Genomic DNA, 12,952 nt, shown 5'->3' with positions numbered 1-12,952 from the left:
CCTCATTGACTGTAGTATTGCGAGACTCCGTCTTCATCGGTCAAGAAGTCGGGCAGGTGTGCAAATGTCGCTAATCGGCCGAAGTACCCTGGATCGTCCACTATGGTCAGCGTGTCGAGGATGATCGACGCCACTGGCGCCACCTCTGCCAAAGCAGCGAACTCATCGTCGGCTTGCAGGTCGAGCTCGATCTCGGCGGGTTCGTCGGCCAAGGGAAAGAATGCCGCCCGAGACCGCGCTCGCTGGATGTCCGACATCTCGTCCGCGAGGATCGACCGCGCGAAGTCGAGTGTGACGTTGTTCAGCGGCGAGGCCGGGTGGTTCAGGTTGAGCCGCTTGGCGCGTCCGCCCACCGTAGTTGCCTCGCCCGCGGCGGGCGCGATGCCGGCAGTCGTCATCAGGTCCGCATCGCCGTACCGCGCGTGGCCGGCCACCACCACCAGGCGCACATTGGCCTCGGTCGCAGCCACCAGTGAGCTGTACGGATCGCCACCTTTATCGTCCACGACCAGCAGGTCGGCGTAACGGCCTGCCGCCAGCACACCCAACTTCTCGCCCCAGCCAGCCGCCTGCGCAGCCTTCACAGTGACACCCTCGGCGATGGCGCGATCGGTCAGATCGGCACCTTGAGCATCGGCGACACGCCGAGCGACTTTCATCTCCAGGAGGATGTTACGGCTTCCGGACGGCGTCCAATCGCTCCCTAGCGACAGCGATACGCCCGAGTCCAGCACGGCCTTGAGGTTCAGGGTTTGGCCGTAGAGGAGCAGGTTACTTAACGGCGACCAGACCACCTTGGCGCCGGCCTCGGCCAGCCGGTCGAAGTCTGGGCGCTTGAGACCCACGCAGTGGATCGCCAGCATCTTTTCCGAAATCAGGTTGTGCGCTTCGAGCAACTCGAACTGGCGGTGCGCCTTCGCATCCGCGCCCTCCGCAAGGTGGAAGAAGAACGGCGCCCCTGAGTTGATCAACCCGCGGAAATCGACGAGGTCCTCGGGCTGGTCGGTCAGGTCGCCGACGCGGTGGCGGGCGGCCTTCAGATGGGGATCACCCGTCACCTCGAAGTTGCGAACAATACCCCGATAGAGCGATTCCCCGCGGAAGCGACTGTGCATGCCCTGGCCAGAGGTCACACCGCCCATTAGCAACTTGGCCTCGACGTAGCGGACGATGGGCTTGATGAGATCCTTGCGCTCCTTCGCCAGGATGGTCATTGGAATCGAGATGAAGCGCCGGTAGTCTGTGAGGCCTTGCCACTGCGAGCGATTGTCGAAGCGTCGGTTGGCGTTCCATAGTGGCAGGATGTTGTAGGCAAGGTGGTTATGCAGATCGAGCAGGCCGGGAACAATCACCCCTGCGGTCTCGATCTTCGCCGCTGCTTCGAAGCTCGGGGGCGGCGGGGCATCGCGGTCCTGTACTGCCACGATCAATCCAGCCTTCAGATACACCGCGCCGTTCGGGATCGGATCGCCCGCCATCGGCACCACTTTCCCGAAGAGGATCAAGGGCGGTGCCGATGGCGCGGCGGCATCGAGCGCCTGGACCTCCAGGCCGGGCCGGGGCGGCGCCATGAAGTCGGCCAGCAGCCGCTCTTGGGTTGTGCGTTCGGTCAGCGGATCGGGCGGTACGGCCGCCGCCGCGTCCAGCGGTCCCACAGCACCCACCTCGAGGGGGCGCAGCTCGGCGCGGTAGTCACAGGGGCCGATCCTGTAGAGTTCGTTCGTGCAGAACACGCATCCGCCGCGCGGACGCTCCAATCGACCGGTCTGCGGGCGAAAGCGGATCCGGCCCGCGGCCACCTCCTGGCGAAGCTGTTCGATCGTTTTCGGCAGGGCTACCTTAAACTGTGCCGGGTTGGCCGATGCATGTGGCATAAACAGCACCCGGGCGTCTAGAAGCGTGCCATCGGCCAGGTGGCCGTATTGCAGTCGGATCTCCCGCTGGGCCAGTTGATCCAGGTCTTCGTCGGGGCTCGGCGCGCCCTGGGGACTGAAGTGCGTCTTGAGCGCGGTGATGAAGGGCCGCGCGGTGGTGGCGCTGAATACCAGGATCACCGCCGGCAGACTCTGCAAGAGCTGCCGCAGGAAGTGGGTTCGTTCGTAGAAACACTCGGAGACGATCCCCTGTTCGCGCTTCGCCCCCATCAATGGCAGGTCCGGCGCTTGCGGATTGGGTCGTGAGGTCCAGCGCGCGGATGGGCACGCCACCATGTTGGCGTAGCTCAGGTCCTCGCCGACCACGAGTTTGCCGGCCGGCCAGCCTTCGGCGTCGGCCAAGCCGTCGAGCAGCGATTGGTAGGCCAGGTACATCGTCACCGGATGGAGCTCGACCGGGATCTCAGTACCTTCGGGCATTAGCGGCTCCGCCACGCCTGGCCCGTCCTGGCGTCCGGCCAGGGCCGCCGCGTAAGCCGCCTCCGGCATGCGCAGCTTGGCTGTCGAACGATAACGGAAGTAGTGGGCGTATTGGAGATAGTCCTCGAAGTACGGATTGAGCGCGTTGTGATCCCACCAACTGGGCAGGTTGGGATTGATGCCGACGCACATGATTGGCGCCTTGCGACAGCCCGACAGCACCTCGGGCAAGAGGGGCCGCTTACCGCGGTACACTGCTGACTGGATGACGCCGGGCGCGGGCGGCGGGCCCGATTTCGCATAGTCGAAGCTATGGTGTAGTCCCCACTCGGCGAAGTGGCCGCAGGGATGCGGCGCGGATCCTGAGTCGTAGGTTCGGCGCAGGCCCTGGCAGGGCATTACGTCCAGGACCAGTTCCACTTCGGTGGGGAGTGTGCGGACTTCGATCTCGTCCATTTCAGGCCACCATCGCCCAGACGCCAATGGCGCTGTTGACGCTCGTCCAGTAGCCGTAGGCCTCATAATACCAGACCGCCCAGTGCGCCTGCATGTTCAGGGCACGGCGCATTCGTGGGTCAATTTCGGCCACCTGGCCGTCGGGCAGACCACCATTGATCTGCGGATCGGAAGCATTGCGGATCACCAGCCAGTCAGGCGCGGTCTTTTCGGCGTCGCGCAGTTCCTTCACCACCATGCCCAGGACGGCATCGCCCATCTCAACCCCACAGCCCTGAAGTTGAAGGTCGTTGGTCGAGGTTCCGAACTCGAAGAAATCGGTGGTCAGGATGGGGTGGAAAGCCGGGAAGTCCTGACCGTCCAACCGCAGGTTCGGATCGTTTGGATGGCCCGGAACCAGCCCGCCCTGAGGCCAGGGGTACTTGGTGCTTGGCGGGCCGAACGCCGGCTCCGTAAGTTTGGTGGCGTGCACCTTCAGTAGAGTTGCCGCCTGAGCCAGTCGGGAGGTCGGCAGATTGTGATTGGACGTGTACCCGGCGTGAGCGAACGCCTCGTTGGCGAACTCCTGCGAGAGCCTGAACTTTGCTCCTCGGGTGATCATCACGTCGCCTAGTTCATGGGCCGGCCAGTTTTGTCCACCGATCGAAGCCTGCCCCGTCGGTGGAAACGTCGCACCCGCCGTGCCGACTGTGATGACGAGCGACGGCTTAACTTCCTCGATTATTTGGCGGAAAAGATCCGCAACCGGTAGCGTTGCTTTACCGGGCGCCGTGCGTATGCCGTCCTGATTGAGGTGGAGCTCGGACTTGAAGAGCAGCAGTGACTTGCCCGCGATCTCGGTGAGGTAGTACGAACCTAGCCGCCTCGCGGCGTGGGCCGGCGCGCCACCGCGGATCTTCCCTACATAGTCGCTCTCAAACTTGTGTGCATAGCGGTACCAGCTGTTGCGGCCGATACCGGGCGTCAATACGTCGGCCAGGGCTTCGACCTCGGCGACCGTCCACGTCACCACCAGCACATCGGCGTGGGGCAGTGGGGTATCGCGGTCCGGTTCCGGTATGATCGCCTTGGGCTGGGGCGCCAGGCCCGGAGGCCAAGGCAATCCAAGGTCCAGCAGGGCAGCCGCCGTCGTCGCCGGATCCAGGCGCGGGCCCAGATCCTCCGCCGTCAGACCAAAGTCGATTTTTTGGCGTTCGAAGTCGGGTTCGATGAATGGCATGGGCGCTCCGGCTAAGTTAGGGGAAACGGCTGACCTTCAGGCTCTTGAACAGGAACCGATTGGCCAGGATTGGCATGTATCTATCAGGGTCGTCCTCGCGCTCCTGGCGCCAGCGCTTGCCAGCGCAGCGCAGGAAAACCGTGGGGTTCATCGACTCGTTGCGGATTGCGCCCACTGCGACCCAGTCGGACGGCCCCAGAGGGTTGTCCATTGCGTCGACACCTTCACGGTAGTAGGCCGTGAATACCGATCCACGACGCTCCAGGCGCAATCGTGCTCCGCGGGGAGAACGACCGTCGCCCACTGGCTTGCCGTACTGATTGCTGTCGTACTCGACACCGAGGTTCCAATTGATTCGGTAGCCGTCGTCCTCATCGTGCTCGACGCCCACGTAAGGCGGCGCCCCATGCGGGTCGTAGAAGCTGTCCTTCTGGCGGAAGGTTGTCGCAGGCGTCGCCTGATGGGCGCCAGGGTCCACGTTCGTGGCGGCCATCTCAAGTGTCGTGGCCTGGCCTACGGCCTCGACGTGGTACTGCGTCTCGGCGACGAAATCGCCCCGGATCCCGACCACGGTGCCGAGGCCGCCGCCGGAGTAGTACGGCCAGTCCTTGGCCGCATACATCAGGCGATTCTCCAGGCGCTGAAGCCGCGCTTCCTCAGGCGTGGTCGGTGCGGCAGGGAACGGGTCGTCGTAGGGTGCGATGTCGATGTGGACGCCATCCTGCTGCCGGATCCACGCGAAACGGTTGGCCTTGGCATAGCCCAGAGCGATCTGGGTGGTGTCGACCTGAGTGCCTGCGAACCGGGTGTCCAGGTGCGTCAGACCACCGGGGCGCACGCCCGGCTCCTGGGGTGAGTCGGTGAGCGCCCCCCAGATCCAGGCGTGTGCCGCAAGCTTCGCCCAGTCGCTCGCCGGCAGCGTCGGTACCGAGGGCTGGACCAGCACGCCGAGGCGACCTTCATGCTCGAATGCAGCTTTGAAAGCCTGTGCCCGAGTGCTCAGTCCGCCGTCCGCGTCGAATAGCTCGTCGAGGGATGTGACTGTGCCGTCCACATTGCCGTTCAAGTAGGCAGCCTCGTCGGCGAAGGTAATCACCCGCGTTTCGGGCGCGATCGCCCGCGCCTTGGCCGCCAGCGCCGCAGTTTCGACGCACAGCACGACGCGATCCAGGACGCGGTGCAGGGCGAGCAGGCTCACGACTTCGCCGATCATTACGTCAGCCGCGTCCTCCGGCGGCAGCGGCGCGACCACGAGGTCCACGTCGTGGGGCAATTCGGTCAACACGGAATGGAGGGTAGCGATCCGTAGTTTGCGGCCGATGACGGACGGGTCGTAGTAGTGGAAGTCTGGCGATGCCGGCGGGCGGAAGGTCTCCGACATGTCCAGCGCCAAAAGGTCCGCCAGGGTCGACGTCGAAACTTTCATCGTTGTTCCCGTCAGGCGCGAGAGGTCGTCGTCAGCCGCCAGCACCAGTTGGCCGTCCACCGTGCGGCGCACCTCGATGGCCAAGCCATCTGCGCCGGCAGTATAGGCGCTCAGAAGCGCCACCAAACTGTTCTCGGGCGCGTGCCGGGCGGCCCCCCGGCGGGCGATTAAAAGCGTCATGGCCCCGGCACCGACTGGCAGACGCGAATGGCGTTGGCGATCTGCGTGAGCGTCGGATTCGACGCACCCGCCGTCGGCATGAAGGCGCAGTCGAGCACGTAGAGGCCCTTCACGTCGTGGGACTGGCAGTTGGCGTCCAGGACACTGGTCTGTGGGTCGGTGCCTGCACGCAGCGTACCGTGGTTGTGGCCGTATCCTTCATTTGCTAATTTCTGAGGATCGAACTTGCGCAGCTCACCGCCCGCATCGACCATGATCGTGACCACCCGCTCCAGGCAGTACTTGCTGATCTCCAGGTCGTATGGGTGGTGCTTGTAGAAGACTTTCGCCATCGGCACGCCCCAGGGGTCGACGGCCTCCGGGTCCAGCTCGACGCGATTGGATTCCATCGACATGGTCTCGCCAGTAAACGAGAACTGCACGCCGCCCTGATCGCGCAGTTCGGCCAGACGGTTCACGAGGTCGGCGCCCCAGAGATCGCCAGCGAGCTTTCCGGCGCCGCCGGTGCGCGAGATGCACTTGATCGGAGGCGCGACCGTCATCGGGTCGTAGATCGAAAACTTCCCGCCCTTGGTTAACTCAGGCCGCTTCGGATCGCGGATCACATAGAGGTCGCGCAGCTGCAGGCTACCCAGCGATGTCTTAGGCTGGAAGATGCCCTCCGGCCCCTCGTTCCATGCCGGCTGGCCGGGAAAGGTCAGTTCGGCCGTGCCCTTTGTATGGTAGGTCAAGTACTTGCCGACGTTGGGATTGGGCACCTTTGACAACAGGAAGAGCCGCGCCGACTCGATCGCCTGGATCGACACGAAGACACGCGACGCCTTGATGACCTGCCGCGCGCCTTTAGGTTCGGTGATGTACTCGACGCCCACGACCTTACCCTTTTCGTGGACGATGCTAGTCACGTAGTGCCCGGTGCGAACCTCGCACCGGCCGGTTCGTAGCGCGCGGGCGAGCACGGTGTTGGTACTGCTCGACCGGTCGTTCACCGCGCATCCGAAGCCCTGACAGAAGCCGCAGAACGGGCAAGCAGGGCGGCTATCGAATGTACGCGAGTTGATGCCGCGCGGGCTCAGGTAGGGTTTCATCCCGGCCTTTCCAAAGGCCTCGACCAGGAACGGCGTCGATCCGTGCGGTCGGATCGGTGGCATGGGGTAGTCGTAGCCGGCCCGCGTTGGTTCCTGCGCGGGGCTTTGGTTGGTTCGGCCCGAGACCGCCCACTCCCATTCGGCCATCTCGAAATAGGGGTGCCAGTCGCTGTACCGCCATGGCCAGTCGGGCATTGAAACGTCCGCAGGCTTTTGCGGCATCACGCTCGAGAGGGTGAAATCCTCCTCGGTGTAGCGGGGCAGGTTCGCTTCCCAGAGCATTGTGGAGCCGCCCACCATGTTGCCGATCCACCAACGCTCGACCCGGCGCGATTTGGTCGGATCGACGGCGTCGACACAGATTTGGCCGTCCTCGATCGATGGGATCAACGCCTTGTGCTCGCTGAAGTGAATCTCGTCGAAGGGCAGGAACTCGTCGGGGTGGCGCCAGTCGCCTTTCTCCAACACCAGGACGTTCCAGCCGCGTTTGGTCAGGACCCGCGCGGCGGTGCCGCCACCGGCGCCGCTGCCAACGATGATCGCGTCATAGGTCTTGTCCATCATGCATCCTCCGTCGCCGGCAGCAACGGATACCCGATCGCCCGCCACATCTTGGCCCCACGGTTACCGCCCCAGCGGGGATCGCCGAAACACCCCTGGTAGCAATGTCGCAGCAGTGTCTTGAACCAGGTCTTCTGGTCAGCCGCGGCGATGCCGGGCAGTCCGCTGACCTGCAGGCCGTTCAGCACAAAGTCGACCTCCGCCTGCGTAAGCCCGGTGAGCGGACGCCCGAACTGGTTCAGTGCGTAGCCGTCGAGGCTCGCCAATGCAGTGGGGTAGAGCGTCCGCCAAGTCGATATCTCATGGTAGGCGTCGGCCGTGCGCCCTAGCAGCCGGCTAACGAAGTTGGCCGCGCCAACCTCACCTGCAGACGGAATCCCGCGCCGTGCATCACCCGGTAGCAACCGGTCCATGAGCACCGCGAGCTGGGCAAGTTGTTCCGGCGTCAGGCCTTCGGCCTGCGAAGTCTGTGTCCAGCTCATAGCCCCAGCTCCTTCTCCAGCATGGCGATCAGATTGATGTAGAGCGTGATGTCCGGCGGCCCGATCCGGCCGATCAGGTCCGCCATGAGCGCGTCGTCCTGGTCGCTCAGACGGTCGCCGATCTTCTTGAAGAGGATGTCGTCTTCGTACTTGCCGTGGGTTTTGTAGAGGTTCGCGAAAGCGCCCAGCAGGGCCGCGAACTCGACCGTGGCCGCCCGATTGCCCATGCAGACGCGCCGGTAGGCAGCGCCCATGGCCCGGAAGTAGGCCCGCCCTTGGTCGTGATCGACCAGGGTGCCGGCCAGGTCGGCGGGATCGACCCCGCACATCATCGCGAATGGGAAAAGTACCTCCTCTTCCTTGCGGTGGTGGTAGGTGTCCACGAAGTTGTTGGTGAGCCAGACGATCAAGCCCATGGGCCGCAGTAACGTGCGCACCTCGTCGCTTGGCCCCAGGGCGTCCAGCTTCTCCTTCAGCTTGACAGCGCTCAGCACGATTCGCTTGGCGATAAGGTGGTCCTCCTCCAGAAGGACTTCGCTCAGCCGGCCGCTGGACGTGTCCGAGATCTGGCCGGCGGCGAGCGGTTTCTGGAGGAACTCCCGGCCCGGCGGAAACGGCTTGAGCACCGCGCCCATACCGGCCGCCTGTGCGCCGACTACCTCGGACAGATTCTCGCCAATGAAGATGCAGTCCTCTGTGAGCAGCCCCATCTTCGCTGCGGCGAACCGGTATATCGCGGGATCCGGCTTGTCCGCGTTGGCGTCGTGGTTGGTCACGAAGCCATCGGGATCGATGAACCCGTCGATGCCGGCGTCCTTGACCATCTGTAAGCCTGCTTGGGTCGAGACGTCGCTCGGCAGGTTGGTGATTAGCCCGACACGCAACCCCATGGCTTTGAGACTCTTGAGCAAGTCGACGCTCGTGGGTCTGTACAGGACCAGGTGGCCCTTGTAGTCGACGATACCGAGCGTATCGCGGATGTCGCAGAATACGGCCTTAGCCATCGCGTCCTCCTTTCCTTGGTGTCACCAGTTGATCGCGGTTTCGCCCAGCGCTACGAGTTTCGTATTCACTTCATCGAAGGGGTTCGGGCCCGCCAGGAACCCTTGCGCGGCGGGATGCAGCAGACGTACCTCGTCCACTTCGACGCCCCAGCGACCTGCGGCTTCGGCGGTCTGGCGGATGCCTATCCTCTGTGCCAGCGTCTGCGCGTATCCGCCCAGCAGCAGGTAAACGACCGGCCTGTCCTGGCGCGCCGCAAGATGACGTAACACGCCGCCAACCACCGGCGCCCAGAATGGGATATGGCCGAGCACCTGTTCTGGCGCGCCGCCTTGCAGATAACGGGTCAGCGTAAGACCGGCGTTCAGGCACAGCACGCCGTTCTGCTGCCAGCGATCGAACAGCGCCTGTGGAGACTCGAGCGGCAGTGCGCCCGACATCGCGTCGGCCACGACCGTCGACCAACCGTCCTGGGTAACATAGGCCGATTTACCCGTGCGCGACTGTGCAAGCTTCTGCACGAGGCATCGGAGGCTAGGCGCTATCTCGTTGGATTTCGTGGGCCAGGTCTGGAGGTCGCCTTGTTCAAACGAGCGGCCAGTGGCGCGTGCAATGCGAGGATAAGGGTCTTGGCCGACAAGCACGCACCGGACGTTCTCCGGCGCCAGGCCGTCGAAAGCACGGAACACGTGAGCGTCTGCCCGGGCGTCCGGTAGCGGACTTGCGCGTCGTGCGGGGTACACCGGCTCGGGCCCGAATGACAGGGAGGGTGCGACGTCGGCGGCGGCGGGCTCGACTGAGCCCAGGACGCTTCGCCAAGGCGAGGGGAGATCCAGCTGCCAGTCGGTGGAGAACAGAACAAGCGCATCACGCAGGAGCATTGTTCACTTACCTTCCCACCGCGTCCTCCTACATCAGCGCACCCGTGGTGGGATCCACCGGCACTTCTAGGAAATAACTGAATACGCGTTTGCGACCCAATCGTCGTTACCGGTCAGGACTCGATTCGATGGCTAGCCCATAGGCAAATCGCCACCATATTCGCTATGTATAGCACTACCCACTGAAGATACAAGGTGAAAGCAAGTGGGAGTTTTCGACTTCAATTCTGGCAGGAATTGGTGAATCAACCTGACCCCAGTCATGCATGTTGCTCCGCGAGGTGCCGGGCGAATCGTTGACAGGGGATACCGAGCCTTTGGGCCGCGTAATCAGCAATCCGCGATGGCGGATATTTTCAACGCAGCTCTGCTATACCTTTCTGGGAATGCTCCTCTGCATGGCTGATCATAAGGAAAACTTCAATGGAACCGTTCGAGCTGGTCGGAACTTATACCTACCGTCGTTTGAACAACGAACCGGCCATTGTTGGCGATTTCAGTAAGCTTCAGCTTGCTGAGGCCGAAATGACGATATTTTCCAACCTTGGCGGTGTCATTACCGGGAGCCTTTCCTGGCCCGAAAATGAAGAGGATACTCAGCGCGCGGTACTGATTATTACTGGCCAGGTCGTCTCTCGTGAGCCGTTAATTCTCCGCCTCCACGGCACCGGGGCCAAAGGATCCTCCACTGAGGGCTACGATTATGTTTACGACTTAACGCTCGCACCACAATGGCCCGAAACGACTGACCGCCGTACCTGCCTCGTCGGCTCGGTCATGCGTGCCAAAGATCACGGTAACGATGCTGCCGGGGTCACAGCAAGTGTCGTTGCAGTACAGCGAGAGTTCGTGGAGCCAAGAGATATTAAAGGTGTCGGTTTATCGTCATCAGTCCTTGCCATGCTCTCAAGCAAGTGGCATAGGCTATGGCATGCTACATGGCATACCGTGCGGGGAGGGTGGCCTAATTTTAAGAACCCCGATACCTATGCCGACATCACCAAGCTTGGTTGGGCGGTCGAGCGTCCGCCTCGCAAGGCTCGAGACCAAGGGGGTAGCTTGATTCTCGACAATGGGGCTGGAGAGGATTTTCTTTTCATGCACCGATGGATGATCAAGATGGTGCATGACAGTTATGTCCGAGAAGGTTTACCGCCTCCCACTTCCTGGGAAAATATTCCGTCTCCAGGTCTTGCCCAAACTGTTTATGCTCCGGTCAAAAACGCATCGGGTGAGGTGATCTACAGCAAAGATCTCACCCTGTCCGGCAACATGGTCCCATCCACCTCCGAGTGGGCAAAATCTTCGGATTATTTCGCAAGTGTCATGCGGCAGTGGGAGCTGCAGTTTAAAAGTCCTACGACGCTCGCCAGTCTAAGTCTTGGGGCATTGGGCAATTTGCTTGAGTTCACCATTCATAACGCGATGCACAATCGATGGGCTACGCCAGCTCGTGATCCCGAGACAGGGCAGCTGGTAGTAGATCCGGTAACAGGAGAAGCCTCCGAGCGAGGCCCATTCGATTTTGCCGATAAGTGGAATTCCCCAAAATACGATTACCTTGGTGAGTTCTACTCATCTCACGTAAACCCGGTTTTTTGGCGTCTTCATGGCTGGGTCGACGATCGGATTGAGGACTGGTTTAAAGCTCAAGAAAACGCTAGCCCCGGAAAAATCAAGCGCCAACAAATGCTTGGTATCGATTGGTTTGAAGTTAACCCACCTTGGGTGATTACTGACACTCCGTTCCTTGGTGTGAGCCTTGACTCACATGGCGAGCAGCCCCCACATGATGGTCATGGCGGCGGTATGGTGCACGGTGGAGAGAGTCATCAAGCTGCCGAAATTGAGGCAATGCTGAAAGTCATGGACTTAATCAAAAACGATACGACTCAACCTGTGCTTTTAAACATCACGCCTGATGTTGATAAAACCACTGCGGCGCATGACCGGACTATAAGTATGCGGTTTGAGATGCCCGGTGATAGCAATGACATCCTTTAAAATATAAACAGGGGGAGGAGGGGTGGAATAGTTAGCCTTGTTGAGTACACGGTACGTGCATTTTTATGTAAGGCGATAATCTATTAACCGCTCCACACCATCTTTCCTAATGATCCAGGCAGGTCCGCTGAAGGGATGACTGGACTCGCCATAAAATGGAAATAAATCTAACTCAACTAAATACCCGTTTAGTTGAGCTAGCTAATCACTCCACGTAAAGATCATTACGTTGCCATGGGCGGTAGACCATCTTCAAGAGCTCATATCTCTCACCAGACACGCGGCGTCGGGGCTCTCTGATGTGGTCCAACCTAATCTAGCAGGGTGCCAAAATTTGAAAGTTGCGGCTGACAGAGCAGCGCGAGTGATAGTAAGGGTAACATTCCAACCGGCAAACCCCATAGCTCCAACAGCATTACGCAGCTTTGAAATCCCAGGCGTGCTGGGCACGTAGGTTCGACATTACGCTGTAAACCTGTTTTTTGACTTGTTAACTACGGTGGTTAACAAGTCAAAATTGTGGTTAACAACGGTACCGGACGAGCATTTCACTGAGCTTTTCATCTAACCAGATTTCGGCGAGCACAACGTGTGCATCGCCAAACCGTCAGGGTCTGCAAGCAAATAATGGGCGTTTGTGTTTTCCCCGTATGGCAATCTTGAAATCTGCGCATCAACTCCACGCTGAATGCTACAGATTTCGCACAGCGACGTGCTTGCAGGCTTACAGGTGGACCTGTGGCGTTAGCAATGCCGTAAACGAACAAGCGGTTACCAAAAAGACCCTTTATATCAAACGAACAGACGAACTCGCATACGGTGCACGATCACGCGAATCTAGGGCAATTTCACACGATTTCTTCCAAGATCTGCGGGCTCCGACGACAGGCATGCTCACGTGAGGCCGCGAAGAGCTAAAATGTCAGATGGGACTCATCGATGTAGTGCATGGGTTAAGTCCAATGTACTGAGTGGGACAGCACCGATTACTTCATATGCTGAAACCACGAAGAATCATTTTCGTGACTTCCTAGGTCCATGAATTTTCGAGAATATTTTTTTAAGATGATTTTTCTGATTTTTAAGTGACGACGACAGGCACCCTGTGTGGAGTACCTATGAATACGCATAATGTATATTATGTTAAATTGCATATCCTCTCCGTTTCCCTACCGTCCACTTTTCCCTTGGCATACATTGCGCCAGTCCTTCGAACTAATGCGGCAATCGCTATTCGATGCGACTCCAGACGTCTCTTCGCTGAACCCGCGCAGGATTGATTCTGGCAAGCGATGAGCA

At 60.6% G+C, this 12,952-nt stretch carries 8 protein-coding genes; 1 reads left to right on the top strand and 7 read right to left on the bottom strand.

Translation table 11 applies throughout. The features are described from left to right. Window positions 1-2 precede the first annotated feature (2 nt). Genes HFK74_RS19415 through HFK74_RS19385 form a run of 7 tightly spaced genes read right to left on the bottom strand, consistent with a single transcriptional unit; the run spans window position 3 to window position 9,649 of the window. Window positions 3-2,810 (bottom strand): amidohydrolase family protein, encoded by a 2,808-nt coding sequence (locus HFK74_RS19415; protein WP_180204876.1) that lies wholly within the window; start codon window positions 2,808-2,810, stop codon window positions 3-5. A gap of 1 nt (window position 2,811) precedes the next feature. After that, window positions 2,812-4,029, bottom strand: coding sequence for a hypothetical protein (locus HFK74_RS19410; protein ID WP_180204875.1), 1,218 nt, complete (start codon window positions 4,027-4,029; stop codon window positions 2,812-2,814). A gap of 16 nt (window positions 4,030-4,045) precedes the next feature. Then, on the bottom strand, window positions 4,046-5,635 hold the full coding sequence (locus HFK74_RS19405; protein ID WP_180204874.1) for a glycerophosphodiester phosphodiesterase family protein: 1,590 nt from the start codon (window positions 5,633-5,635) through the stop codon (window positions 4,046-4,048). After that, on the bottom strand, window positions 5,632-7,287 hold the full coding sequence (locus HFK74_RS19400; protein ID WP_180204873.1) for a GMC oxidoreductase: 1,656 nt from the start codon (window positions 7,285-7,287) through the stop codon (window positions 5,632-5,634). Before HFK74_RS19400 ends, HFK74_RS19405 begins: the two co-directional genes overlap by 4 nt. After that, a complete protein-coding gene (locus HFK74_RS19395; protein WP_180204872.1) occupies window positions 7,284-7,766 on the bottom strand; it encodes a gluconate 2-dehydrogenase subunit 3 family protein in 483 nt (160 codons plus the stop codon). The genes HFK74_RS19400 and HFK74_RS19395 overlap by 4 nt, the downstream gene beginning before the upstream one ends. Beyond that, window positions 7,763-8,770 (bottom strand): HAD family hydrolase, encoded by a 1,008-nt coding sequence (locus HFK74_RS19390; protein ID WP_180204871.1) that lies wholly within the window; start codon window positions 8,768-8,770, stop codon window positions 7,763-7,765. The genes HFK74_RS19395 and HFK74_RS19390 overlap by 4 nt, the downstream gene beginning before the upstream one ends. Before the next feature lie 21 nt (window positions 8,771-8,791). Next, window positions 8,792-9,649 (bottom strand): hypothetical protein, encoded by an 858-nt coding sequence (locus HFK74_RS19385; protein WP_180204870.1) that lies wholly within the window; start codon window positions 9,647-9,649, stop codon window positions 8,792-8,794. Window positions 9,650-10,072: 423 nt separating this feature from the next. Here HFK74_RS19385 and HFK74_RS19380 point away from each other — a divergent pair, with 423 nt between their 5' ends. Continuing rightward, a complete protein-coding gene (locus tag HFK74_RS19380; protein WP_180204869.1) occupies window positions 10,073-11,653 on the top strand; it encodes a hypothetical protein in 1,581 nt (526 codons plus the stop codon). Window positions 11,654-12,952 lie beyond the last annotated feature (1,299 nt).

This window comes from Pseudomonas sp. SbOxS1, assembly GCF_013416725.1.
In the GTDB taxonomy this organism is placed as follows: Bacteria; Pseudomonadota; Gammaproteobacteria; order Pseudomonadales; family Pseudomonadaceae; genus Aquipseudomonas.
Note: the sequence above shows the minus strand (reverse complement) of the source record. Positions and strands in the feature narration are given on the sequence as shown.